The sequence below is a fragment of the Cohnella herbarum genome (genome assembly GCF_012849095.1).
Taxonomy (GTDB): Bacteria; Bacillota; Bacilli; order Paenibacillales; family Paenibacillaceae; genus Cohnella; species Cohnella herbarum.
Window position 1 is genome coordinate 1,609,053 of the sequence record NZ_CP051680.1, and the last position, 26,149, is coordinate 1,635,201.

Annotated in this window: 16 protein-coding genes and 1 pseudogene; 5 read left to right on the forward strand and 12 right to left on the reverse strand. The window is 49.1% G+C overall.

Annotation, left to right across the window (positions count from 1 at the left end; all coding sequences use genetic code 11):
* Positions 1 to 160 precede the first annotated feature (160 nt).
* Positions 161 to 5,293, forward strand: coding sequence for a CLIPPER-2 domain-containing protein (locus tag HH215_RS07050; RefSeq protein WP_169279251.1), 5,133 nt, complete (start codon positions 161 to 163; stop codon positions 5,291 to 5,293).
* A 124-nt stretch (positions 5,294 to 5,417) separates the two neighbouring features.
* Here the strand turns inward: HH215_RS07050 and HH215_RS07055 are convergent, their stop codons facing one another.
* The 3 genes from HH215_RS07055 to HH215_RS07065 all read right to left on the reverse strand — a co-directional run bounded on the left by HH215_RS07055 (position 5,418) and on the right by HH215_RS07065 (position 7,102).
* On the reverse strand, positions 5,418 to 5,933 hold the full coding sequence (locus HH215_RS07055) for an SRPBCC family protein (protein WP_169279252.1): 516 nt from the start codon (positions 5,931 to 5,933) through the stop codon (positions 5,418 to 5,420).
* 30 nt (positions 5,934 to 5,963) lie between these two features.
* A complete protein-coding gene (locus tag HH215_RS07060) occupies positions 5,964 to 6,308 on the reverse strand; it encodes an ArsR/SmtB family transcription factor (protein ID WP_169279253.1) in 345 nt (114 codons plus the stop codon).
* A 188-nt stretch (positions 6,309 to 6,496) separates the two neighbouring features.
* Entirely contained in the window at positions 6,497 to 7,102 is a 606-nt protein-coding gene (locus tag HH215_RS07065; protein ID WP_169279254.1) for a pentapeptide repeat-containing protein, read from the reverse strand.
* 195 nt (positions 7,103 to 7,297) lie between these two features.
* On the opposite strand from HH215_RS07065, the gene HH215_RS07070 reads away from it, so the two are divergent.
* Together HH215_RS07070 and HH215_RS07075 are read left to right on the forward strand one after the other, a co-directional pair.
* A complete protein-coding gene (locus HH215_RS07070; protein WP_169279255.1) occupies positions 7,298 to 7,912 on the forward strand; it encodes an SCO family protein in 615 nt (204 codons plus the stop codon).
* A 16-nt stretch (positions 7,913 to 7,928) separates the two neighbouring features.
* The gene (locus HH215_RS07075; RefSeq protein ID WP_169279256.1) at positions 7,929 to 8,294 is read left to right on the forward strand and encodes a c-type cytochrome; all 366 of its coding nucleotides are present in this window, start codon (positions 7,929 to 7,931) and stop codon (positions 8,292 to 8,294) included.
* A gap of 74 nt (positions 8,295 to 8,368) precedes the next feature.
* On the opposite strand, the gene HH215_RS07080 is transcribed toward HH215_RS07075, so the two are convergent.
* The 4 genes from HH215_RS07080 to HH215_RS07095 form a co-directional block, all read right to left on the reverse strand.
* The gene (locus HH215_RS07080) at positions 8,369 to 9,349 is read right to left on the reverse strand and encodes an aldo/keto reductase (protein ID WP_169279257.1); all 981 of its coding nucleotides are present in this window, start codon (positions 9,347 to 9,349) and stop codon (positions 8,369 to 8,371) included.
* 27 nt (positions 9,350 to 9,376) lie between these two features.
* Positions 9,377 to 10,201, reverse strand: a complete 825-nt coding sequence (locus HH215_RS07085; RefSeq protein ID WP_169279258.1) for an anti-sigma factor — start codon at positions 10,199 to 10,201, stop codon at positions 9,377 to 9,379.
* Entirely contained in the window at positions 10,185 to 10,769 is a 585-nt protein-coding gene (locus tag HH215_RS07090; RefSeq protein WP_169279259.1) for an RNA polymerase sigma factor, read from the reverse strand. Before HH215_RS07090 ends, HH215_RS07085 begins: the two co-directional genes overlap by 17 nt.
* 108 nt (positions 10,770 to 10,877) lie before the next feature.
* Positions 10,878 to 12,497 (reverse strand): copper amine oxidase N-terminal domain-containing protein, encoded by a 1,620-nt coding sequence (locus HH215_RS07095; RefSeq protein ID WP_169279260.1) that lies wholly within the window; start codon positions 12,495 to 12,497, stop codon positions 10,878 to 10,880.
* A gap of 244 nt (positions 12,498 to 12,741) precedes the next feature.
* Here HH215_RS07095 and HH215_RS07100 point away from each other — a divergent pair, with 244 nt between their 5' ends.
* Positions 12,742 to 12,864 (forward strand): sporulation protein YjcZ, encoded by a 123-nt coding sequence (locus HH215_RS07100; protein WP_169279261.1) that lies wholly within the window; start codon positions 12,742 to 12,744, stop codon positions 12,862 to 12,864.
* A gap of 544 nt (positions 12,865 to 13,408) precedes the next feature.
* Here the strand turns inward: HH215_RS07100 and HH215_RS07105 are convergent.
* From HH215_RS07105 to HH215_RS07110, 3 genes and pseudogenes are all read right to left on the reverse strand, one after another.
* Positions 13,409 to 13,792 carry a VOC family protein gene (locus tag HH215_RS07105; RefSeq protein ID WP_169279262.1) on the reverse strand — a complete coding sequence of 128 codons (384 nt, stop codon included), beginning with the start codon at positions 13,790 to 13,792 and terminating at the stop codon, positions 13,409 to 13,411.
* A gap of 37 nt (positions 13,793 to 13,829) precedes the next feature.
* Positions 13,830 to 13,961, reverse strand: a pseudogene (locus HH215_RS36315) (nitroreductase family protein); the annotation flags it as partial.
* A 98-nt stretch (positions 13,962 to 14,059) separates the two neighbouring features.
* Positions 14,060 to 15,598: a malate:quinone oxidoreductase gene (locus tag HH215_RS07110; protein WP_256376733.1), complete on the reverse strand. Its 1,539-nt coding sequence runs from the start codon at positions 15,596 to 15,598 to the stop codon at positions 14,060 to 14,062.
* Positions 15,599 to 15,749: 151 nt separating this feature from the next.
* Here HH215_RS07110 and HH215_RS07115 point away from each other — a divergent pair, with 151 nt between their 5' ends.
* A complete protein-coding gene (locus HH215_RS07115; RefSeq protein ID WP_169279264.1) occupies positions 15,750 to 16,883 on the forward strand; it encodes an amidase domain-containing protein in 1,134 nt (377 codons plus the stop codon).
* A 13-nt stretch (positions 16,884 to 16,896) separates the two neighbouring features.
* Here HH215_RS07115 and HH215_RS07120 read toward each other — a convergent pair whose 3' ends face one another.
* Positions 16,897 to 18,399 (reverse strand): oligosaccharide flippase family protein, encoded by a 1,503-nt coding sequence (locus HH215_RS07120; protein WP_254450552.1) that lies wholly within the window; start codon positions 18,397 to 18,399, stop codon positions 16,897 to 16,899.
* Between the two features lie 139 nt (positions 18,400 to 18,538).
* Positions 18,539 to 26,140 (reverse strand): SpvB/TcaC N-terminal domain-containing protein, encoded by a 7,602-nt coding sequence (locus HH215_RS07125; protein WP_169279266.1) that lies wholly within the window; start codon positions 26,138 to 26,140, stop codon positions 18,539 to 18,541.
* Between the last annotated feature and the right edge of the window lie 9 nt (positions 26,141 to 26,149).

Genomic DNA, 26,149 nt, shown 5'->3' on the forward strand with positions numbered 1-26,149 from the left:
GCTTATTGACTGTTCATATTCTGGATATCATTCCTTTCATTAACAAAACGTATTCGTAGCAACTCGTGAACCGAGGTTCTAACGAAGTCATCTGCTAAATAGGCATTAAAAATCCGGATATGAAAAATAAAGTAATTGAAAGGAGGCTTTTAATCAAGATATGGCTGCAACGCTAACGGGAATAGTATTTAATGACATAAATCACAATGGCCAGTTCGATCCCGGCGAACCGGGAATACCCAATGTGTTTGTCGTTCTGTTTAGCAATACGGGCGGAACCTGCATACCCGCTCAAACGGATGTTAACGGAATTTATAGTTTCACGGTTACCGTGGCCGGAACCTATACCGTCTATGAGCCTGTAGCCAACCCGGGAGCGACTTGTCCGCCTTCGACTTTCACTCAACCCAGCGGGTTCACGATGTCCAACGGACCAAGAAAAATAACGATTACCGTTACGGCAGCTCAAATTAGCAGCAACGCGACTATAGCAAATCAAAATTTCAGTCATGACACGACCAATAACCCGCTAAGCTGTAACTCAAGGTTAATTCAATTCGCGGGTCGACCCTCTATCCGGTATAGCATCAGCGTTGTTACAGGGACGGCAACCGTCTTAGGAACCGTTAGTCCTCCCGTCGACATTAACGCAATCGGATACAATCCGTTGGACAATTACATTTACGGGTATGATCAGCTCAACAATAACATCGTCCGCGTCGATAACAGCGGTAATGTAACGGCTCTATTCCCTCTTCCAACAGGATTTCCGGCGGATGCCTACACGACCGGAACCTTTGATTTGAACGGATTTTTGTATCTGTTCGTCAATAACAATTCAAAGTTCTACGTAGTAGACCTGCGGCCAAACTCGGCTACATTCATGAAGCTGGTAAATCCGGCTAATGGTTTTGCGGAGCAGACAAGTAATTTCGGAGTCGCCTTAAGCGCAGCTCTGAACGTAAGCGATTGGATAATTAATCCTTCGGATAATAATTTATACGGGATTACGCCTACCGGAATCGTTGAAAGGATAATTCCGACGACCGGCAAAATTACCGATTTAACGACGACGCCTCATAATACGGGGCCTTTCGGAGCAATCGCCACCGATGCAACCGGAACCATCTACGCCATTTCCAACCAGACCGGAAACATTTTCAGGTATACCATCGTCGGCAACAATGCCACTGCGGCACAATTCTCAACCACTGTCACGACATCATTCAATGACGCGACCATGTGCCCGCTTGCTACGGTCAATATCGATTTCGGCGATGCGCCCGATACGGCAGCAGGGAATGGTCCGGATAACTATTCTACAGTGCTTGCCAAGAACGGACCGCGCCATGAACTGGTGAACGATCTGCTGTTAGGAACGCAAGTAACAGCTGAACCGGATGCTCTTCAGAATGCTACCGCTACCGGCGACGATATCCCTAAAGACATTCAAGACGATGGCTTGGCCGTACCTCTTCCCGCCCTCCCTATCAACGCAACGAGTTACTCGCTAAATGTAACTGTAATCAATAATACGGGAAGTCCTGCCAATCTATATGGTTGGGTTGACTTTAACGGTGATGGCATATTCCAAGGCAATGAAGCATCCCCCGTGCAAGTCGTGTCATCGCAACCCGGTACTCAAACGATACCGATCACTTTCACGGTACCTTCGAGCGGCGTAACGTTATCCGCCGGCCACACCTTTGTAAGGCTCAGACTTACGACGGATAATCTGGTTAATCAGAATGCAGCTTCCGTAACATCGGTAGATACAAGAACTTTAGGGCCGGCATCGGATGGAGAAGTGGAAGATTACATTGTCCAGATCGCTGCGCCCGCAGAGCTCGCTTTAACCAAGACGGTAACCCCGACTTCGGCGGCACCCGGAGACGTGGTGCAGTATACTTTCACGGTCTCGAATCCGGGTATCGTGACGTTGACTAACGTTCTTATTGAAGATTCCACGCTCGGGTTGATCGATATTTTGTCCAGTTTGCCGGTCGGCTCTTCGGTCGTTCTCAACGCTTCGTTCACGGTACCTGCCGGCACGCCAGCCGATACCGTTATCACCAATACGGCAACCGCCACTTCCGATCAAACAGGCCCTGCCATAGCGACGGCTCAGGTTACGGTACTGCCGGTCTTTAGCATGGCTGTTACGAAGACGAGCGACCGTATTTCCGTCGCGCCTGGAGAAACGGTAACGTATACGCTAACGGTAACTAATACGTCCAACGCTGCAATTACCAATGTCACGGTTACGGATGCCTTGCTAGGTTTTACCCAAAATATTCCTTTGTTGTCCGCAGGCGAATCCCTGTCGTTCATGGTCCTTTTCACGATTCCTCCAGGAACGCCTTCCGGTACCGTCTTCACGAACCTAACGACCGCCACCTCTAACGAAACAGGACCCGCATCCGATACGGCTACGGTTATTGTGACTCCTGTTCCGAACCTTGTCATTTTCAAAACCGTTACACCGCAAATCGCCGCACCCGGCGACACGGTTACCTACACTCTCACGGCCACGAACGCCGGAAATTCGACGCTTACGAATGTGCGAATCGTCGATCCGACGTTGGGCATCAATCAGACGTTTGTAACGGTAAACCCCGGAGATTCGGTTATTGTCACGATACCGTTCGTGGTTCCTCTTACCGCGATGCAAGGGGAAACGCTCGTGAACGTAGCAACCGCGACGGCGGATCAGACCGGACCCTCACAAGCGGATGCAGTCGTGACAGTAATCGGCGTGCCTGACATTGCGATAACTAAATCTGTCTCGCCCGAACAGTCGTCCCCCGGAAATACGGTCACCTATACTTTTCTCGTATCGAATACGGGCAATACGGTGTTGTCTAACGTAACGCTAACTGACCCGACCCTCGGTCTTATCCAATCGATTGGTACGCTTGCTGTCGGAGAATCGCGAACGGTCGATTTCCCGTTCGTCATTCCAAACACCGCCGTTAGTCCGTTTAACAATACGGCGACGGCGACCGGCAACTTCAATACGCAAGCCGTGCAGAATAGCAGTTCCGCGTCTCTTGATGTCCTACTACCCGCTTTTACGGTAACTAAGTCGGTCGATCAATCGCAAGTCAATCCAGGAGATACGGTCAACTTCACGTTTACGATCGTCAATACCGGAGGCATCGCGTTGACCAATGTCGCGGTATCCGATCCGTTGCTATCGTACTTTAACTTAATTGCTTCGCTTGCCCCCGGCGCGTCCGTAACGGAGACGATCCCGTTCGTTATCCCGGACGATGCGGCGGCCGGCTCGAGCATTACGAACGTCGTCACCGTCTCCCCGACGGAGACTGGGCCGCAGCAAGGAACGTCAACGGTAACGGTAAATCAAGTTCCCGCCATCTCGCTAACCAAAACGTCGGATAGGGACAATGCCCTGCCTGGAGACTTGATCACTTACACCGTTATTGTCACGAACACCGGGAATGTGAATTTAACGAACGTGGTCGTCAGCGACCCGCTGCTCGGCCTGAATGCTGCTATCCCGACGCTTCCTGTTGGTCAATCGCAGACCTTCACGCTAACGTTTACTGTTCCGCCGGGAACTATTGTCGGCACGGTTATCATGAATACGAGCACGGCTAATTCCGACCAAACGGCTTCCGTACAGGCATCTGCTAATGTGCTGATCAATGGATTGCCCGCGGAATTGACGGTCGTGAAGACCCCGGATCGATTGATCGCGGCTCCCGGAGATACCGTTACGTACACGGTTACGGTGTCGAATCCCGGAACCGTTGTTCTGACGGATGTTGTCTTAACAGATGCTTTACTAGGCATCGCCCAAACGATCGGCACGCTTAATCCCGGCCAAAGCCTAACGTTTACATTCCTTTTTACGATTCCTGCCGATGCGCCGAACGGTTCCGTCATCGTCAATACGGTTGTGGCCACTTCGGATCAGACGAATCCGCAAGAAGACACATCCAACGTAACGGTCGACCCGAGTCCGGGTTTAACGATAACCAAGACCATCGATCCCGCGCAAGCCGCGCCGGGGCAAACCGCGATCGCGACGATCGTCGTACGGAATACGGGCAACGTCGATCTGACGAATGTCGTCATCGCCGATACGACGCTGGACTTCCGTTCCGTGCTTCCCACATTGCCTGCCGGATCGACGGTTTCCATCCCGATTCCGTTCGTGACGCCTAATGTACCGGCCGGCACGATACTATCCAATACGGCAACTGCATTTTCCGACGAAACGGGGCAAACTTCCGCTACCGCAACGATTACGGTTTTACCGGAGTTCCAATTAAGTCTGATCAAAAGCGTTAATCCGTCCATCGGCTTTCCCGGAGATAGCGTTACATTCACCTTCACCATCCAAAATTCATCCAACGCGCCGCTCACCGATTTGCGATTCACGGACGATTTGCTTGGCATCGACAAGACGGTAAATCTTATTCCACCCGGGTTCTTCATCATTCTGTCCCGTACGTTCACGATACCTGAGGATGCGCGCGGCGGTACTGTAATCACGAATACGGCGGTGTTAAGTTCCGCCGAGACCTCGCCTGTTTCTTCTACCGTGCAGGTAACCGTGGCCGATAATCCGCAGCTCACGATTAGCAAAACGGTATTCCCGACCATCGCCATTCCAGGAGAAGTCGTGTTCTTCCGCTTGGAAGGCATCAATACCGGCAACGTACCTCTGGTGAACATACGCTACTCCGATCCGCTGTTCGGCATTAACGGAATCGTGGCTATGCAGGATGTCGGAGTTGCGATCGCGATCATCATTCCATTTACTGTGCCGGCTACCGCGAGTCCCGGCGATACGATCGTCAATACGGTACTAACCGACTCGGTTCAAACCGGGCCTTTAAGCACGGCGGCGACATTAAGAATCGTTGGTCTCCCCCTCTCCGTTACGAAGAGATCGGACGTCGATCTCGTCTTCGTAGGGGAAAATATCCGCTTCACGATTACGGTAGCCAATACGAGTACGCTCGCGACCAACAACGTCATTTTGACGGATGCGTTGCAAGCAGGCACGCAATTCGTGCCGAACAGCGTGACGGTCGGCGGCAGTTCCGTAGCCGGCGCCAATCCGGAAGCCGGTATTCCTCTCGGTAATCTTGCTCCGGGTCAGACCGTTCAAGTCTCGTTCCAAGCGATTCAACTCATTTTGCCGCCTAATGACCGAGTCCAGAATCAGGCAGCGGTAAGCTTCCAATTGGCCAATACGCTTCAACGGTTTACGATTAACTCCAATCTCTTGGTCATTACGGTGGAAGAACATGAAGAATAGAACCAGCAGGATAATGCGATAGGCTTTAGTCAACCCTTGCCATCTCACTGCACGAAAAAGAACAGCGAATCGCGATAAGCGGTTTCGCTGTTCTTTATTCGTTTAATGGGTTCAAATCGTTACCTTACCTAACCGCATTCAGACGCTCTTCCAGACGATCCCAAGTTTCAGTGATTCCTTGCAGCATGCCCATATCCATGACGGTCTTGAGCGCTTCAGCCGATACGTATTCGCTGCGGCTTACCAACTTCGTCTTGCCGCCCAGATCGATGAATTCCATTGTAACATCGGTTGACGGCATAGTCTCGTTCGAATTGCCTTCGGCATCCGAGAAGTAATCGGTGTAGCTGATCCACTCCGGCTCGACAATTTCCTTGTAGACGCCTTTGCCCCATGATTCCATGCCGTAAAAATCTCCCAAGTTCTGATCGACGCACTTCATGCAGAAGTGCCAAACGCCGCCCGGACGGAAGTCGATGTTGCACACGGGAAGCTCCCAGCCTCTCGGTCCCCACCAACGCTTGAGGTGCTCGGCCTCCTTAAACATCTTGAACACGAGATCGCGCGGCGCTTCGAATACGCGCTCCAGCACCAGCACCCGATCATTCTCTACTCTTGAAACCATGGCATTGTTAGACATTGTATTTCCTCCCGCTATAATTTAATGTTTTTATGATTTATCTTTGTTCTGCAGCTCGCGCAAATAAGCATCTAGATTGTCGTATCTTTCTTCCATCACTCGGCGAAAGGACTGCACCCAAGAGTCAAGCGCTTGAAAGGGTTCGGCCCGTAACTTGTAAATTCTACGGTTGGCTTCAGCTTGCACTTCCACAATCCGGTTCTCGCTAAGCACCTTCAGATGCTTCGAGGCTTGCGGCTGACGAAGCCCAAGCCGATCGGCGATTTCCCCCACGGTCAGTGGACCTTCGCGCAATAGTTCGACGATATTCATTCGATTCGGTTCGGACAAAGCACTCAGCGTCGTCATGTCCATACTGGGAATGTTGTCTGACATGTCGATCACCTCGTTAGGATAAAGTCTCTCGGTATATTATCAACTCCCTCATCTCTTTGGTCAACTTCCTCTTGAAATTAATATACTTTATAAGGAATATTCCTGTCAAGGAATATTTAAATCAATAAAATGGCACTGAATAAGTACCAGTGCCCTTTAACCACCAATGCGCTATTGCATAACCCGCTTTAATCCACCTTGGCTCCATGAGATAGCGATAACAAAACAGCTTGCTCTCTATCCATTCTCAACCCTATAACGGGGAATGACTTGAAGTCCACGCCATCCATTTTAGCCCCTCTTACATCGGCACCTTGCAGCTTAGCTTTGGCCAGCGATGCCATTGTGAGATCGCAATCTCTTAAGTCGGCTTTTTCTAAGTTGGCTTCCGACAAGTCCGCTTCGTAAAATTTAACCCCGCGTAAGTTCTGTCTAGCTAATCTCGCAAGTCTCAAATTCGTATACGACCAATCGCCTTGAGTAATGGTGATCCCATCCATAGTGGCGCCGGAAAAATCCGAACCCGTCATTTTGCAATTTTCGAATTTAGATACAAAGAGGTTAGCTCCGCTGAAATGACAGTTCTCGAACGCGGATTCTTTATGAATAGAGCTATTTAACGATGCCCCCCGGAAGTCGCACTCCATAAACCGGCAGTTGATCGATGTAATCTCTTCTAGAGAGCCGTGGGCAAACGAGCAACGACTAAATGTACAACTTATTAACTCTCCGTACCTTAAATCCTGCTTGCCGAAGTTTACTCCCGAATAATCTTGATTACAATGCTGAAACATGAGCAGCCCTCCATCTATTTTTAATATAGCACACGGCTGTCAAGTACCCGTATGAGCTCCGCGTAAAGTCAAGCGCTTTTTATTTCGTATCAAACACTCAAACACCTAGATTAGGATAGTTAAAATGACTATAAGGGGCTATTTTCGGCTCATTTATAGCGGTGATACAATAAAACAAACGAAAGGAGCGGAAAGATGAAGACGAAGTCCGGATCGGGATATTTTCCTTATATCGTTCTTGCAATGTTCATCGTAATAGCAGGTTACATCGCTTACAAATCCCTAGTGCCTGCCAAATCTTTACCTGTCATTAAAGCGGCACCCGATTTCGTATTGGAAGATTTAGACGGCAACGTGTTTCACAGCGAATCGATGAACGGAACGGTTCGATTAATGGAATTCATGTTCACGAGTTGTCCGGATATCTGTCCCGTAACCACCTACAAAATGGTACAAATCCAGGAAGAAATGAAAACACGCGGCATCTGGGGTGAACAAGTGAAGATGATTGCGGTCAGCTTCGATCCGGCGCGTGATACTCCGGAAGTCTTTAATGCATATGCCGATCGCATGAACATCGATAGATCCGGCTGGGCGTTACTCCGGGGAGAGGAAAAGAACATTCAGCAAATCGCCAAACAATTCGGGGTAACAATACAAAATATGGGCGATGGTCAATTTGTACATAACGTGACTTCTTTAATGTTAATTGACGGCAAAGATCGTATAAGACAAATCTATGAGATGGGTTCCGAAATGGATAACGATACAATCATTAAAGATATATTAGCTCTGGTCGACGAACAATAATTGGGGGGATATTCAAATGTACAAATGGATCGCCAGCGGAATAATAGCCTTAGCCTGCTTGTTTGCCGTCTACTTGATTACGTACAACATGCCTGAGAAAGAAGAGTCAGCCGAGCCCTCCTCATTGATAGCCATACCTGCCACTCCCGTTGATGCCGATGCAGCCCTGCAAGTCTACAAAAGCAATTGTTTGTCTTGCCATGGGGATCAATTGTCCGGCGGTTTCGCACCGAACCTAACCAACGTTGGTACATCGATGACCAAAGAGAAGATTTACAAGCAAATTAAGCAAGGCGGAGGCGGAATGCCCAAATTCGAGGATAGACTGACGGAAGATGAGCTCGTTAATATTACGAATTGGCTTGCAGGTATGAAAAAATAAAAGAAAAGCTGCTTCGTAGGTCCTGCAAGGACTCTAGAAAGCAGCTTTTGTTATTCAACTTGTTCTTTCGAATATCAAACCGCACCCATTACCGAATGGGGTACATACGGCTCTTCCAACGAAACGATTTCTTCGGGCGTTAACTTAATCGACAGAGCAGCGTAAGCATCTTCTAGATTAGTCATTTTCGTAGCGCCGATAATGGGAGCTGTTACCGGTTGTTTCTGCAACAACCAGGCTAGCGCGATTTGAGCTCGGGGAACTCCGCGTTGAGCCGCTATTGCCGCAACACGCTCTACGATCAATCGATCCGTATTCGCGGTCGCATCGTATTTGGATTTCTGAACTTGATCGGTTTCGGAACGGCGGGTTGTCTCGGACCAATCACGAGTCAACCTACCCGATGCGAGGGGGCTATAGGGAATCACGCCGATTTTCTCTTCCTTGCAAAGCGGCAGCATCTCCCTCTCCTCTTCGCGGTAAATGAGGTTTAGATGATTCTGCATCGACACAAACCGGGTCCATCCGTTTTTCTCGGCAACATGTAATGCCTTTAGAAATTGCCATGCGTACATGGCGGAAGCGCCGATGTATCTTGCCTTCCCAGCTTTCACAACATCATGTAAGGCTTCCATCGTTTCCTCGATCGGAGTATTGTAATCCCAGCGATGGATTTGATAGAGGTCTACATAATCCGTTCCTAACCTCTTAAGACTCTTATCCATCTCGCTCATGATTGCCTTCCGGGAGAGACCGGCACCGTTTGGCCCTTGATGCATGCGGAAATGAACCTTGGTCGCGAGGACGATCTCGTCACGATTGGCATAATCCTTTAACGCTCGTCCTACAATTTCCTCGCTTGTTCCGTCTGAATACACATTGGCGGTATCGAAAAAATTAATCCCAAGCTCCAATGCTCTCTTGATAATGGGACGACTATGCTCTTCATTCAGTACCCATTCATGAATCCACCGCTCCGCAACGCCAAAGCTCATGCAGCCAAGACAAAGCCGGGATACATCTAGGCCGGTATTTCCGAGTTTCACGTATTCCATTGGTCGATCCTCGCTTTCCAAGATTACTTAAAGTTGTATCTCCGCGGTCAAGATGGCAGTACCTCTTGGCGATTGACCGAACGCATCTGGTTCTTGGGTGATGGCGATTTGATCATAACCATCCAAGCTTTGGTCAAGCGTAAAGTATAAACCGCCCTTCCCGTCTTGCGGGAAGAAGGTACCGGCGTTCACGACATCCTGGCCTTTCTTCATTAACCAAACCTGAAACGCTTCGTTTTCTTTTACCTGCGGAAGCTTCTCGGCTTGTACTAATAGATGGGTTCCCTTGTTATCGATCACGATCGTCGCGAGACCGCTTGCGACGATGTCTTTGGCCGCCGAACTTAAGCTTACTGCCTGATTCATACGCAATCCCTGCGGGGGCTCGTTATGTTTGGCGAGGGTGAGTTCGTTATGAAGGTTCGACACCTCGTCCCTTAAAGCAAGTGTATATACGCACAACAAAATCACCGCGGCAGCAAGGCCGACATTTACCCATTTGCCAAAGCTCCGCTTCTTCGATCCATCTGGAAAGGAGAGGACAGGGCGGTTTGATCTTTCTGGTGTTTGATGCGGAATAACAGGTTCAGTTTCTATAACTCGTTTCACTTCCGTGTCTGCTACCTTCAGAATATTACCGAGAACCCGATCCTTCATCCCTGTCGGCACATCGACCGGCTCGGACGAAAGCGGCAGCATATCTACGATTTCCTGAAGCTCCGTGACTTGCTGTGCACATTCCGCGCAAGAGATAAGGTGCTGTTCGAAAGCTCTTTTTTCCGCTTCACTCAATCCGCCAAGCACATACATTTCCGCATTCTCGCATGAATTTGTATCATGTTTCATAACCATGCCCCTCCTCTCCTATATTTTCAAGTTCCGACTTCAGAGCTTTCATAGCGAGCCTTACCCTGCTCTTAACCGTTCCGAGCGGAATATCGCAACTCACTGATACTTCCTGCTGAGTATATCCGCCAAAATAGATGAGTTCCACAACTTGGTGCTGATCCGGGCTAAGCTTTCGCATTGCCTGCCGAACCTGTTCCCCGATCACTTTTGTTTCCACCGCTATAGCAGTATCTGTTGCAGAATCCGGGGTTTGATTTAATTGCTCCGTCTTGACAACTTGCTTTGATGTTCGGATTTGCCTTCTCCGAAGACCGTCAATGGCAATATTTCTAGTTAACGTAAACATCCAACTGGATAGCTTGCCCTGATCTCCGTCATACTTCTCTGCTGCGTTCCATATTCGCAGGAACAGTTCCTGTACGACTTCTTCCGCTAGCATCGCATCTTTAACGATACGGAAAGCAAAAGTATAAATGGGACGTTCATATCTTTCATATATAAGCTGCAATGCCTGGGAATCTTTACGGGTAATGCGCTCTATTAATTCTAAATCCGTCATCTCATCCGACATATTCGAAGCGGTCCCCCCTTACACACCCCCTCATTATAATATAAAAGTCCTGTTCCGGTATAAGGATAACCGAAACAGGACAAGAATATTGCAGGTTCTCGAATAGGTTTACATAGCTTTAGTCAACGTAATCGACCAGTCGGCTTTGTTCCAATTCAGATTCCAACCTAGCAGTTCGGCGATGAACCGAAGCGGTACCTGTGTACGGCCATCGTGTGCGAATACGGGAGCCATAAGATTGACGTTTTCTCCATTCACTTGCGCGATATCTTTACCTAACCAGAAGACAACTTTATCCGTGCCTGTGTCCACTTCAACCGTAGCCGTGGAAGGAGACCATCTCAAGTCAGCGCCAAGCGCCATCGTCAACGTTCTTAACGATACGAAGGTAACTGTGTCCTTGATTAAAGGCGCAACGTCCATTTCCACGTTATTGCCGTTAACTTTGGCTGTTTTCCCGTTGATTTGAAGCCATATCGTTTGAACTTCGTTCGAGGTTTCAGGCTCGGTTACAGGAAACTCCGACTGGAAAAAATCAGGCTTTTGCATCACGATTGCTCCCCCCAACGCTTTACCGACTCCGAACATGAGATTGTACCCTTTATCATAGCTTGCATACAATCCGGAAGCGTCCTTGGCTCTATATAGATCAAATGCCTCAAGCACGAGCCTCTCATGTTCTGCTATGGCAGCCGTTGCGGCAGATGCCGGAAGTTTACCACCTGTGGCAGCGCCAAGAAAATTACCGAATTCAACGGAAAACTTGCTCAGCTTAGCTCTAGCTTGCATACTTGCATTCGCATCTCCGGCAAGGCTAGCCTTAACAATTTCGTCTTGCGCATTAATATGATCGCCAAACCACACGGTTTTGAAGGCTTCACCGCCAGCTGCACCATACAGAGAGGTAATGGCTTCAGTAAAACCTACCGTATTGCCGTTCTCAGCTTCGAGAATCGCGGGATATGCGGGAGATTTATCCATTCCTTTTTGCATGCTAATTACGGCAAGGGCATAATGTTCCGCGGCGAGATAGTTCAGTGCCGATCTCAGATCTCCAGCCGAAGTGTCCGGCCGGGTACCATTAAATTTATCGGGCATTTGGGTGACAATTGCACCTGACAATGCATCGCTAATTACGAACATGAAGCTTAGGCCTTCACGATATTTGGCAAGCGAACTTGTGTAATTTCCGGCGACATAATCGTCGAATACTTGTTTGACTTGATCCTCGTGCTTACGAAGCACGTCTTGCGCCGCCGATGCAGGCAGCTTGCCTGCGGTCGCCGTACCCAAGAAGTTGCCAAGTTTGATTGCGAATTGTTCGATTTCTTTAGCGACACTGGTTTTATCGGCGGCATTATTAGACTTGACTGCCGTTACGTAATCTTTCGTATAGTTAAGATGACCGCTGAAAATTCGGTCGAACTCTCTCGCCCCTTTCTCTCCGTATACGGAAGCAATAGCCGGCACCATATCTTTCGCGTTTTTCTCCAGTGCCGTTTGAGCCGCAGCAGCGTCGAACGAGTTGTCGTACTTCTTGATCATCGAGTCAACGGCGAGCGTGAAGTGCTCCGAAAGCAAGTAATCCAATGTCGCTCTCAGCTCTATCGCAGGCGTTTCGACGGTTGGTATCTTCGGTTCCGCAGCGCTTGCGCTCGTCGCGCCGGTAATCGTAGGGAATAGTAATGACAGACTAAGTACGGGAGCTAACCATTTGTTCAGTTTCATGAATCATTCACTCTCCTCAGGGTTGGTCTTATTTCGTTTCTAATTAGACCAACGGAGAGAATGAAACTTTGGATCACATTCTTCTCCATCTTTTTCCCGAGCAGTTGTTGGTTATGTATCTTCATCTGGGTATTTGCTGAGATTTATTTACTCTGGGTATTTGTACTGTACCATACCGTCTAACTTACATAAGCTAGACATGTGACCAACGACGATCACAAATAAACAATCGGTGGTGAAATCATTGAGCGGAGTTGTTGGCGGGTATGGCGGTAGCTGCGGCGGATACGGCGGAGGCATGCAAGCGGCTGCATTTGCGCTTGTTCTCTTCATCCTTTTGGTAATCATCTTAAGAGCTGCCTACTAACAAATTCATTGTAACCCGCGATGTACGATCGATCGCGGGTTTTTACTACGCAATAGGAACACCGTTACACATCCGATGGACGCCGAGCTCGTTTTACTTTTGAGCCTCGTACCATTCCGGAATTTTTATTTTTCTTCCTATCCTTCGATTGCCTGTTATCAAGAACGATCGGTTGGAAGGGCATCGTCACATTGAAGCTTGGACTATCAAAAGAGACCTCGTCTTTGTCGCCTTCGGTTGATCCCTGATTGCTCTGTGATGTGTTGTTAGGGACGCCGTTGACATTACCGAAAATAATCGTTCCTTCGTTTTTTACAATCGTTATCCTTCCGATATGACAAAACATGAAATAATCAACTTCCTTTTGTTTATTTCTATGTTGTCGGTACATGCTGCTATCTTATGTATAGATTTTAACATCGGCATTGGCTTTTCCAATAGTAACATGAGCCTTAATATAAGGACAAAAAAACGGCCGCCGGCTTTCAAAGCCAATCGACCGTTCTATCTGCGGTTTAGGTTTACCGTTAATCCTCTGTAACGCTTATTTACTCTTCTCCATGACGGCAAAGTAATTATCTTCGAAATCCGCAAAGTTGAACACTCTACCGGAAGGCAAATTTACGATTTCTCCGACTTTGACGTTTTTATTGGATAAGTCGCTATGAAGTTGTTCGAAGTGATCCGAGAAGAACATCAAAGAAGGCGTTCCGAGATTTAAACCCGGAGACATCTTGGCTACGAAGTCTTTATTGTGAAGGATGATGGTCGTATCCGAACTCTCTGCAGGAGCAATTTCAATCCATCTGAACCCTTGACCGTTGTCCTCTTCGGCAATAACGCTAAATCCTAATTTTTCCGTCCAAAAAGCACGCGCTTCATCTTGGTTGTTTACATACACCATGATTTGTCCGACTTTATTGATCATTAAATTTTCCAACTCCCTCTCAAAAACGAATATGAATTTACTTGCACTGAGCGACTTTATCGATCGGCAGTCGGACCGATAATTGACCGACGTTAACAGTATTACCTATTGAGATCAACATTACGGGTATGAACCGATCCGCTTCGATTCCGAATGCTTCCGCAATTCGCCGTCGAGAACAATGTGCGATCCTCAGAAAAAGAAGCTGACCCCATGCTGAATTGGAGTCAGCTTCAGCTTTGCAAATGAATCGCCGATTATTCTTAACTATGAAACGGAAACGGTTCTGCGCGCGGCTTGTAACGGCATGTTGTCGCTTAAGCCAAGCGTCCGCGCCGTTGAAGTATGAATTTCTTCGATAAGCTCGGGATTCTTCAATAGCGACACGCCGTAAGAGGGAATCATTTCTTTGATTTTCGGCTCCCACTCTTTGATATGTTGAGGGAAACATTTGTTAAGAACCTCAAGCATAACGTGAACGGCGGTAGAAGCACCCGGAGAAGCGCCGAGCAATGCGGCTATCGAACCGTCCGCGGCGCTAATGACCTCCGTACCGAATTGAAGCGTTCCTTTGCCGGCATCCGTATCTTTAATGACTTGCACGCGTTGACCGGCCACCACTAAATCCCAATCCTCGATTTTGGCGTTCGGGATAAATTCACGCAACTCATCCATCCTTTTTTCTTTCGACAACATCACTTGCTGGATCAGATATTTCGTCAAAGACATGTTTTTGGCGCCTGCCGCCAGCATCGTTACGACATTATTCGGTTTAACGGAAGTAACCAAATCGAACATGGAACCGGATTTTAAGAACTTAGGCGAGAAGCCGGCAAACGGTCCGAATAACAACGATTTTTTATTATCGATATATCTAGTGTCAAGATGCGGAACGGACATTGGCGGAGCGCCGACCTTCGCTTTGCCGTATACTTTGGCGTGATGCTGCTTGACAACATCCGGATTGTTACACACCATAAAAATCCCGCTAACCGGGAATCCGCCGATATGTTTTCCTTCGGGAATACCCGATTTTTGCAGTAAATGTACGCTTCCGCCTCCGCCTCCGATAAAGACGAATTTAGCAATATGGCGTTCAACGTTACCGGTATCGACATTTCTCACTTTCAATTCCCAAGAACCATCTTTAGTACGTTTGATATTATCGACATTTTGTTTGTATTTGATATCGACTTTCTTGCTCTTTAAGTGGTCAAACAACATCCGCGTTAAAGCGCCGAAGTTAACATCCGTTCCGGAGTCTATTTTCGTTGCCGCTATCGCTTCGTTCGCCGGACGGTCTTCCATAATAAGCGGAATCCATTCCTTCAGTTTTTCCGGGTCATCCGAAAATTCCATCCCTTGAAACAGAGGGTTGTTTAATAACGCTTCGAAACGTTTCTTTAGGAAAGTTACGTTTTTCTCTCCCTGGACCATACTCATGTGAGGCAATGGCATGATAAAATCCTGCGGATTATTGACGAGCTTGCTGTTGACGAGATAAGACCAAAACTGCATCGAAAGTTGAAACTGTTCATTAATTTTGATAGCTTTGCTAATATCGATCGATCCGTCCGGTTTTTCTTCCGTATAGTTAAGCTCGCACAGAGCCGCATGCCCCGTTCCAGCATTATTCCATTCGTTAGAGCTTTCCTCACCAGCATTTTCGAGCTTCTCGAACACTTTAATTTCCCAGTCCGGTACTAATTCTTTCAGCAGCGATCCCAATGTAGCACTCATAATTCCCGCACCAATTAAGATAACGTCTGTTCTAGTTTGTATGTTGCTCATTTTTACCTTCCTTATATCTAAAGAATAGATTAATATATTTATCTACTATTATAGATAGTTATAAGCTATACGACAAGAAGCGCGGCGAAGAAGCCGAATAATGTTCTTATTTAGCGGTTATCCTACTCATCATCATTTCCCGATGGGCGGAGGAGCGTTATTTTCCATGCAACGGATCATGGCAGTCATCGTCGCAATCGGTTTTGTATTGAATACGTACGGCGTTGTCGACGCTGCCGCTCAATCCAAATCGAATACTGAGCTTGAGATCGTGAATTTTCTACAACAATTATTCGATGCCCGCTCGCGATTCTTGCTGAGTAACGATAATGAAATGTTAAATCGATACTATCTCTCCATGGAGAAGGCAAGCCGACATGCTCTTCAGCAGGAGATGATTCGTAAGGAATATATCCAAGCATGGGCGACTCGAAGAAAAGTTCGCTTTGAGCGCGTCCATAGCCATATTCGTGTCCCTCGTATTCGCATAGACGGTAATCGCGCTAAAGTATCCGTCGTCCTATCCCAGAAATTGGAATATTCGTATTCGGAGCCTTTCTCCGTCTTCCAGTCGTTCGGTATCGGTACTCGACATGCATTAACATTAATTCAAACAGACGGAAAATGGCATGTCCTTCGAGAATGGTATTCCGATCCGCTTAACGAGAATCCCCGATTAATTTCCGCTACGAACGATAACTTTCCTAACCCGTTAATCCAAGAGCATACGAAAAGAAATCGATCAAACGAAGGGAAACTCGGTTATCAACGAGACCGAGCCATAGCTTATGCCAATAAGTATGCAGGTGCCGCTTGGGGAGCCGGAAACAATAATCGCTATAACTTGAATTATCGGGATTATACATCGGACGGAGGAGACTGCACCAATTATGCCTCGCAAGTAATCGGCGATCCTCATGAAGGCGGCGGGTTGCGGATGACAACCAATTGGCGGTATTGGTTTCGGTCCGGCGGTAGCCATACTTGGATTCAGACGGATCGTTTTCGCAAGTTTCTTCTAGCCTCGGGATATGTTAGCGTAATTTCGGCAGGAACTTTCGAAGAGATAACGAAACCGAGCCCACAACGTCCCTACGGCGATATCGGGGAATTAAAGCCCGGCGATTTAATTGCTTATATTCTTCATGGCGATGACGTGGACCATTTCGGCGTGTTAGTAGGCTATGATGACAATGGCTATCCCTTAGTAAATTCCCATACCGCCGATCGCATTGGGGTGCCGTTCGACTTGGGATGGGATCAACATACCCGATATCAGCTCATTCATATTTTGGATTAAACGATTCATTCGTTCATAGCTGCTGCCGGATTTTGAAGAAAAACCGTATGCCCATGTAAATGCCCGCTCCTCCAAGGTATATCGCGATCTCAAGCGCTAGCGCGATTGGTTTCGATGATGAAAGGTTTAGTAAAAATAAGGATACAATCGTTGCGAAAATCATCATTCCAGCAAGAACCAACGAATCCAGAATAAGCAACGTCGGTCGAACATAATGATTACGCACCAGCTTAAGAGCTCGTATGTTCCATGCCGCGGCAACAAGCTCCATCGACAGGAATGCGATCGCGGCTCCCGCATATTCGAATCCCGGAATCGTGATGAGATAATACAACAAAATGAGAGTCATGCTTACCCCTGCAATCATGCCCGCCAAAGGTACCCTCTTACGATCTTGGGCCCACAAAGTACTTGTCGTTAATTCACGGAATCCTACGATCAAAGGGATAGCCGACAAATATTGAATCGCTGTAGAGGCTTCATCCGTGCCAAAAAACAACCAAGAAATTTGCGCAGCGTACTTATATAGAAGCAGACCCGAAGCCCACCCCCATATCCAGCTCAGCTCCATAGCAGCATAAACCCGTCTATAAAAATGGTTTTTCCGGCCTTCCTGCCAATCGGCAGCGATTTTCATTGTAAGGGTATGTGACAATGCCGAGGTAAGTAAGGTCGGCATATAAACAATAATGACGGCCATTCCGGATAACACGCCGTACATAGCCATCGCTTCCGACGCGGAATAACCCGCGAATTGCAATCGTCTCTGGATCACGACGGCATCGATCAGGTCGGAAGCCGGGATCAACAGTCTCGTTAGAGCAATGAGTAAAGATGATTGAATGACGATGGAAAGCGCGGGACTTACAGGCGACGCTCCCAACGGATTACCGATGGACGGAATAGGTTTTCGTGCAAACGCGCAAGCGACTATTAAAAGGATGAAGGAGAACAATGCTCCGATGAACGTTCCTAGAATGCCTCCTCCCACCGCTAATGAAGAGCCGTAAGAGAGAAATAAAATTACGAAAACAATCATGGCCGTTATGCGTACGGCTTGTTCCGTTAATTCCGATAACGCAATCATTCCGTAGCGTTCCATCCCTTGCAGGTATCCCCGCAGCAAGTTAAGTAACGGAACGGCGAATAGCGCGGGAGCTATACATTGAATAGCGAATGCTAGCTTGGAATTACCGAGAAGCTGCGCGATTACTGAAGCGAACGAGAAGCTAAGCAAGCTGACTAATCCGCCTATAACGACGATGATCAGAGAAAACGCTTTGAACAACCTCCAGCCTTGAGCTTTATTTTTCGCAGTGTACAAAGCAAGAGTCGTCGGTAGCCCCCCGGTAATCAACATCAGCATCAAACCATAGTAAGAGTAAGCGATTTGATAGAGCCCCACTCCTTCGGCACCGACCAAACGCGTCAGAACAACCCTTCCGATCAATCCGAATATTTTCACGCCAAACATGGCGCTGCTTCGCAAAGCAGTTTGTTTCAGAAGAAGCGGCATTCTCAACGCATTCACCCCGATAGTAAAACTTGTCCTTATCGAACTTTATGACAAGAACGGATCAGGTATGAAACCATGTGCCAGCAGTATCTTCTGAAAATGCGTAAAGGGATCCATAAGGCGGATCCCTTTACGATCATTATTTAAATAATTCGAGCTCCAGGGTGAGGTTTCTGTCCAAGGAATTCGCATCGATAATCAAATCTTCCATAAAATCGGCTTCGACTGCTCTTACCTTGGCTATTTTGACATAATCCGTCAGGTTAAAGTCTGTATCCGTGAGGATCGTATTCAAATCCACTTCAGATCCGCTTGTTTCGGCCTTATGAATTAAATAGCCAAGAGCTGTCTTGACACCGTAATTTTGGCCGTGTTGCGACTTGGCCGAAGGATTGTACACGGCACCTCCAGGAGCAAGGAAGGCGTAGGACTGCCATACTTGTCTCGCTTCATAACTGAGTTGGTTTAACGCGCGATCCCCTCCCCGTTCTCCCAGTCTATCCTTCACTTGAACCTCAAATTGTTCATAGCTGTGGCGAGTTTGAGCCGCGTAAGCCAATACTTCGTCTTGTGTCGGAATTTCCGCGGGATACACCTTCTTACTCGTTTCAGGATTGTCCTGGCTAGATAAAACTGTCCAATTAGAAGTAATTTTCGAGACTAGGCGAAACTTACCCATATTCGTTGAGAGATGATCGATGCCGCCCTCTGCAAAAGTATTAACCTTCTTCTCTTCCCCTGAAGCCGTAATAGACGAAACATGTTCCCGAGCAGCGATCATCATGGATAGCAACGGGGAGATTTCCTTGACGATGTTCGCCGCCCTATTGACATTAATAGCCGCATACTCGCTCGGTTTCTGCTTTTCCTTTTTATAAGCTTCCCTAGACAGAACTCTTAGCAGCCCCACAAGTCTTACATCTTTGTCTTTGTCATAGAGATTAGATATTTCATCCGCGAACCCTTCCTTCGGAATTCCGTATTTCTCTAGAAGCGGATACATCCTGTCTTTTCGTTCTTGCTTGCTCATCTTGCTCCCAAACCTTGCGGCCCTCTGAATCTGGTCAGCCGTAAAGAAGATTTCAGGTTTCGTGTCCTCCGTTGCCGACTGTCTCCCGTTCCGATCATGCCGGATGACCGGAGAATTCCGGCAATAAGCATACAGATTCGTTCCTTCGACCATTCCCGCCGGGTCGCAATTGAGCCATCTGCCGAGCCAAGGCAAGTAATACCTAGCGCCATGATAAGCCAAACCGCTCTCTTCGTCCCGTTCCATGCCCGTATAGCGGTAACGCTTGGCAGCACTTCGGATAGATGCATTGTGTGCTTTATAGGCAGTCGTACCGAACGGATGATATTCTTCGTAGCTGACCACCCTCGCCTCCTCGTCCAGCTCCAGCGAGGCCGAGCCCAGATGATTGTGCAACAGGTAACGCACCGATACGACAGGGGCGGTTCGCGCTGCGGACGAACCGAAGCCTTCCGCCGGTTTCGTCTCGACATCGATCAGAACGAAGCGGTGCCCGCCATCCATAAGGCTCAGACTCGTGCGTTCCAATCCCGCGTCCGCTCCGGCATAGCGTCTGTAGATCTCGTATCCGGCGATATAGATCCGCTCGTCTTTCCGCGTCGGCTCCTGTCCTTCGGGCGCCTGATATTCGGTTATTTTCCGAATCCGCTGCCCTTCGCCGTCATATTGATAATAAGTCGTCTCAGGCGTACCGCCGTCCGTTCTCCTCTGACGGACGGTCTTCGCTAGTTCCTCCTTGTAATTCCACCCGACGTAAGATAAATGAGGCATGGAAGTGATATAGCCGTGCTGAGAATGGTGCGTATAGTGAAACGTCGCGGAACCGACTTGCGTTCGTAACAGTCGATTATTTGCCGAAGCCATCTCGTAATCTCTCGTCCAATTGCTGCCGGCCGCCTGGTGCCGCATTTGCAGCAAATTACCGGCAAGGTCATAGCGGTAGCTCTGGATATACATCCGCATAGCCATCGGGTCTCCGGGATTCAACGAGTGCATGAACGCATTATCGTTCCAATTGTCTTCGCCTCCGTGGTCTGGTAGTGCCGCTTCGTTTTCTCTTCCGGTTGCCTGAATCAACCGATATAAGGAATCGTAAGTAAAGGTTGCGACTCCGACAATCTTCCGGTTATCGAAAAAGACGACTGGAACGTTGTTATCTTGGATATGGGTGATATTCCCCGTCGGATCGTACGTATAACGCCAATCCTGAAGCGGTTCGCCGTTCCCGCGTTTCGTCTCCAATCTCGTCGGTCGTAAGGTCTCTCTGTCGTAATGGAATCGCGTCAACACTCCATTTCCATAGACTACCGACGTCCGCTGCCCTTTTTCATTATAATTAATGTCGTTAATATAAGATTCCGTCGCATTCCCATCCGTATGGATCACTTTTTCTCCCTTTAGCAAACCGGCTTTGTTATACACGGGAACGAGAATCCGCCCGTCGGGGACGATCTGCCGGACGATCCGGCCGATCGCGTCCGTTACCGTCCGGATCGTGAAGCTCTCCTCTTCCAGATCGTCTTCCGGATTGGCATAGATCCAATTCGCGATTTCCTTGTAATTGCGGTACAGCGTACGAGTCATCGACATCGGCTGCCCCTTGAAGTCGAATTCGGGCGTTTCCGTCCTTCCCCCCGTATCGTAATGGCGAATGACTCGCCCTCTCAAGTTTTTCGCTTCGGGATTGTCCTCACCATCGCCATACTCCATCCGTTCGACGACATGGTTCAGAGCGATTGCTCCGTCTCCCCCCGACACCATGCTGTGCGTCGGCCTCTGCAAAATATCATAGAAATAGCGCATTTCGTGATTTCGTCTATCCCAAGTCCTTAGCGGCTGACCTGTAATATTCGTAAGTTGCCACCGACTGCCGGCATCCATACTCCGCTGATAAACCTTGTTTCCCAGCATATCGTAACGGTATTCCATAGCCAAGTTACCTCGCGCGTCGATCACGGCTTTCAGGTTGCTTTCGATGTCGAGCACGACCCTAGTCGCTACGAATTCATCCTTCCCGGTGTCGGGAGCCCGGTTATGGTCAATCGCTAATACGGGCCTGCCTAACGAATCCAAGTGCTGAACGCTGGGCGTATTCGCGTGAGCCGCGCTCTGATCGGCCGCCTCCTTTTCCTTGACCGGGTCTTTGCCCGCCGCGAGCAGCTCGTTATCGATCAACCGGTTGGTTCGGTTAAAATACCAGGAAGATTCGAGTATCGTATCGTTGGCATCGTAAGCGGCTTGTTTCCAGGAATCGAAGGTTGCGCGAGTCAGCGTGCCGTCAGGCAATTCCGTGCGGATGAGCCTCCCGGGCGCATCGTAGAAAGACAGCGGCGTAACTCCCGTTTCCACTAGCTCTTTCAAATCCTCATAACGATGCGTGACCGAGAAATAGGGCTCGTATTGTTTAACGGGATTACCTTTGTTGTTCAGTACGGTTCTGCCGTTGCCGATCCAACGCAGTTGTTGGGGGCTTAGCGCTGCGGTATCGATGTCGACGATCGCATAGGAATCATCCGGATTAACCGTCACTTGCTTGGCCGGTCCCGGCTCTGCCTGCGTCTTCTTCATTACAACTTGTCCTAGACCGTTTGAATATTCGAAACTGATCTGGACGGGCGAATTCACGTTGTCGATATAATGCTCTTCCCTCACGATGGAAGCAGCAGCCGCAGGTTTGCCTGATTTTCGATAAGCATCATAGTCATATACGAATCTTGCCGTGGCATGCCGCAATAAACTTTTCCCATGACTAACCAATACATCGGAAGCCTGCGCATGTAAGAAAACATTGATCAGTACCCTCTCGGAAGTCGAAGAAAACTCGTTAAAGCCGCTCAGGTCATCGGCTTCGCTCCCTTTGCCGTAAACGGCCATCGCTTTTACCAAGCCCAATTCATCTGTCAATGTTTCCGAGAGATTATGGTTCGCATCCCTCATCCGTTGCGGAGAAAGCGTGCGGAAATTAAACCATTCAACCTTCGCGCGATTGCCTAACGCATCTTCGGTTTCCGTCATGAATAACCGATAACGGTCATATTTCACTTTAGTCGTTGCACCATACGGATCCGTATAGCTGACAGGAAGGTAGAATCGATTACGAGCTTCGGCTGCCGTTTCATCAGATGCGATATACCCGGTCGTTCCCGAGCGAATCCACCAGTTAGGCTCATCTTCCCAGCGCATGAATTTCCCTTCCAGCAGAACGTCGTCGCTCGCTTTATCACCGAAAATGTGGTCTACCAGAGCCGGCGTGTAAGCAAGCTGGTAGCTCTCGTAAGGCAATGCCATAGACACCAGTTCATAGATCGGCAATGCATCGATCAGATCGTCGCTCCTGTACAGCGTGCGTGCATGTTCGATTAATCGTTTCTGCGAGCAACCGGGGGCTGGCGCAACATCCGTTTGATAATAGTCGACCTCGTCCGCTAACGCAAGGACATGCTCGAAATCAAGGACGTCGAAGAGCGCTCCGGCTTTGACTAGACCCTTCAATTCATAAATTTTCGTCTCCGCAGGCAGTCTCAATCGGTAAGCCGCATCGGTAACTACATCGTTCGTATAACGATTAAGCGTATAGACGATCTGCATCCGATTCTGCGCTTCGCGGGTTTCCTCAGGCAACGAAAAATCGGTTAGACGTCTCGGATATACAACCGAAGCCGTCTCCAAAATCTGTCCGTATTCGTCCAACTTTACGTTCAGCGTATGGGCTACGCGCGGATCGTCCGTATTCCGCTCGTATCCGTACGTCAGCGCTTCGCGCTCTTGCACCGCATAGACCGCATGCCGATTGTGTCCTTTGGGCTGCATCAGAACGATCGTATATCCTTGCTTGGCCGTAGAGTATGGGCTAAGCTGCTTGCGGATTTGATCGGCCGTCGCATCGTTCGATGGTGCGTCGCGCGCGAACGTTTCCGTCCGTAAGCTTCTGCCTTTGCAGGCTCGGTACGCCTCCCTACGCTCTTCGGCGTCGAGCCTTTCAAGAAGAACGGGATCCAATCCCGGAGCCGTTACGATCGTCGTCTCCTTCAACGCTATTTCCGGATTTTCTGCCGTAAATCCTGCCCGTTTAAGCTCAGCTTCCCAATAATCCGTGCCGAACGCACGGGACAGATCGCCCCCGTTCAAGTAAACTCCGGTATGGAACCAGCTTCTGGAGACGACCGGTGCTTGGTGCATAGACCGATCCAGCGGTTGACCGTTCTCTCCCAACACCCAATGCTCGAACGTTTCGGCATCCGTTTGCTCCACCATGCCGAAGCCGCGGAACTCCCTTTCGGCGCGATCGTAATAACCGTGTCGGTACCGATATTCGTTCACGAACCGGTAACCGGTCGTACGGTCCCTTGTCTCGGTTCGCGTCAGACAATGTACGGGAAAGTGCAGCGGCTCAAGCCAAGGAGACCCCGCCATTCGGTCTGCTAAGTAAAACGCCGTAGATGGCTTATATTCCATCGTCACTTCTTTCCCAAGATTATTTTTGTACAAAGTCATCAGATGAGGTTTTCTGCCGTTCATAAGATCGATATATTGGAGAGGAGCCTGGGCATCCTTGGATAATGGACTGGACCAAACGATGCAGGCAACTCCGTTGCCCAGAAGATCGATGACCGAGACGCGTGCCTCCGAATGAACTTCCGGGAATGCCTCGATGACATAAGGAGATGCGCTGAATGCGTTCCCGCTCAGATTGAACCAACAGGCTATGCGATCTGGCCCCACATACAGAAGATCTGCGGTTCCTGACCCGTCTACGTCGGCAAGTTGCAAGTATGACGGTTGAAACGCCTCCGGATGGTCGAAAACCGGCGCATTGTCCATTGCCACCTTCGCCCCGAAGCGACCATAGCCGAGATTCGGCCAATAGCAGACTTCCCCGTTGCGAATGCGAACAATGTCCGACAGTCCGTCGCCGGACATATCCGCAAGATAGATGAATTGTTCGGCGTCGGAGAAGACGGCCGAGGGACCGGTTTCTTCATCCGAAGAGCGAATCGTCTTGCCGGCGTACTCGAATCCTCTTCTTCCGATGGAAGCATACCAGACGAAAACAAGTTCTTCCGTCAATAACATCTCCGATCTGCCGTCCCCGTCGAGATCAAGCATCCGGACGTTGGTATCCGCCATGTTCGAATTGGGTAAGCTCTTGAAGGGTTGGAAAGGCAGCCAATCCTCCGCTTCGCCCAGCTCGAAGAACCCTTTCGGTTCGTTGGCAAGACTAACAAGCTGATTGCTTCCGTCCGCATCCAGATCCATCAGTCGCATCGTGGAACCAAGTCCCGCGAACGAGGGCTTGCGGGAAACCAACTCGGCATTTCCGAACTTTCCGCCGCCCAAGTTGCGTTTGTAATACCAGCCTCCGCCCTGTTCGGTGAGCATACCGGAAACCCCTTCGTTGTAGAGATCCGTAAATTGATAACGCGGTTCATCAAGTCCAGCAGGCGCATGAACGAGCGCTTCCGCCGACACGGTCTGAACCGCTTGATTCCACTCGATAGGCTGATATTCAAAGGCGATAGGCGGTAATGATTGATTCGTATACGTTCCGTCCGGTTTTTTAATATAGCCGCGCGCCGTGAACGACTTGAGCAAGCTCAGATCCGTTCCGTTCGCTTCGCTATAGCCGAATTCGATAGATTTGACCAGAGCACAACCACCCGGCAGCTCGGCGAAATGATGAAACAGCAGCACTCGCTTGCAGCGTCTAGTCGTCCGAATCTCGAATCCGGCCTTATACTCCGACCAAGCATCTTTTCTGAATTCCCACTCCTGAATTTCGTCGTATGGCGAGTCAACGTCGTATTCGCCGTAGTCGAACACCGTTTGAAACACGTAATCGGATGCCGGCGGGAAGGCATCGCCGAAACCGAGATAGGGAGTTCGGTTGCCATAGCAAACCCTCGCGATATAAATGTTGGCGTAAGTGAGTTGGCTGTTGCCCGCTATTCGATTGCGGTGATGCAGCAACGAAGCATCGAAACCGGCGATATCTTCCTTCTTGTACAAGTAATGCGTGCAATTTCCCTGATCGTCGAAGACGAACTCCGGTAACCATTCGAATACGCGAGACGCATTTTGCGGGTCGCAAATTCGGGAATCGACGCTCCATCCGAGAAGCGTCGTCACGTTGGCCTTCGATACGACCCGCCACTTGATCTCCCGCGTAGATTTGCCCGTCCAACGCTCGATCCTTGCGAATAAGCCTTCAATCCGAGGCTTGTAGAAGCGGATCGTAAATAAGCCGTCCACGGAGTCTTGTTCATGGACGACATAACTCCCATTCGCATCGATGCGAAAACTTCCGTCCTCCGATCTCGCGAACGCCGGCACCAAATCTTCGGCTTCGGAGAACAAATACGTATCCGAATCGGTATCGTCTTCGTACTTGGGCAGTCCTTGATCCGTTTTCCGCTTGATCGATGGCAATCCTAAGATCCAGCCCAAGCCGAAACTCCCGTTGCCCTCGCCGGAATTGTACATCAGGTTCATCGCCGGCGAAGCGCTCCCTCTAGCCGGAGAGAATGGCAGCGGAACGGAGAAGGAGGACGTGCCGTTCACTGCGTTGACGGTAAACTTCTCGTCAATCCCTCTTAGAGCTCCGCCGCCCTTGGGTAACGAGATGGATGGAACATCGATGGCGTTGGATTTTGTTCTTCCGCCACTTGTGTCAAGGAGCGACATATTCGCTTTCGAGTTTTCCGCGTTCATCATTTTTCCCCC

Bases quoted from the DNA above. Each gene is read 5' to 3' on its own strand.
- HH215_RS07095 (WP_169279260.1), bottom strand. From the start codon at position 12,497: ATGAAACTGAACAAATGGTTAGCTCCCGTACTTAGTCTGTCATTACTA.
- HH215_RS07075 (WP_169279256.1), top strand. From the start codon at position 7,929: ATGTACAAATGGATCGCCAGCGGAATAATAGCCTTAGCCTGCTTGTTT.
- HH215_RS07060 (WP_169279253.1), bottom strand. From the start codon at position 6,308: ATGTCAGACAACATTCCCAGTATGGACATGACGACGCTGAGTGCTTTG.
- HH215_RS07070 (WP_169279255.1), top strand. From the start codon at position 7,298: ATGAAGACGAAGTCCGGATCGGGATATTTTCCTTATATCGTTCTTGCA.
- HH215_RS07085 (WP_169279258.1), bottom strand. From the start codon at position 10,201: ATGGTTATGAAACATGATACAAATTCATGCGAGAATGCGGAAATGTAT.
- HH215_RS07115 (WP_169279264.1), top strand. From the start codon at position 15,750: ATGCAACGGATCATGGCAGTCATCGTCGCAATCGGTTTTGTATTGAAT.
- HH215_RS07055 (WP_169279252.1), bottom strand. From the start codon at position 5,933: ATGTCTAACAATGCCATGGTTTCAAGAGTAGAGAATGATCGGGTGCTG.
- HH215_RS07090 (WP_169279259.1), bottom strand. From the start codon at position 10,769: ATGTCGGATGAGATGACGGATTTAGAATTAATAGAGCGCATTACCCGT.
- HH215_RS07065 (WP_169279254.1), bottom strand. From the start codon at position 7,102: ATGTTTCAGCATTGTAATCAAGATTATTCGGGAGTAAACTTCGGCAAG.
- HH215_RS07125 (WP_169279266.1), bottom strand. From the start codon at position 26,140: ATGATGAACGCGGAAAACTCGAAAGCGAATATGTCGCTCCTTGACACA.
- HH215_RS07050 (WP_169279251.1), top strand. From the start codon at position 161: ATGGCTGCAACGCTAACGGGAATAGTATTTAATGACATAAATCACAAT.
- HH215_RS07105 (WP_169279262.1), bottom strand. From the start codon at position 13,792: ATGATCAATAAAGTCGGACAAATCATGGTGTATGTAAACAACCAAGAT.
- HH215_RS07120 (WP_254450552.1), bottom strand. From the start codon at position 18,399: ATGCCGCTTCTTCTGAAACAAACTGCTTTGCGAAGCAGCGCCATGTTT.
- HH215_RS07080 (WP_169279257.1), bottom strand. From the start codon at position 9,349: ATGGAATACGTGAAACTCGGAAATACCGGCCTAGATGTATCCCGGCTT.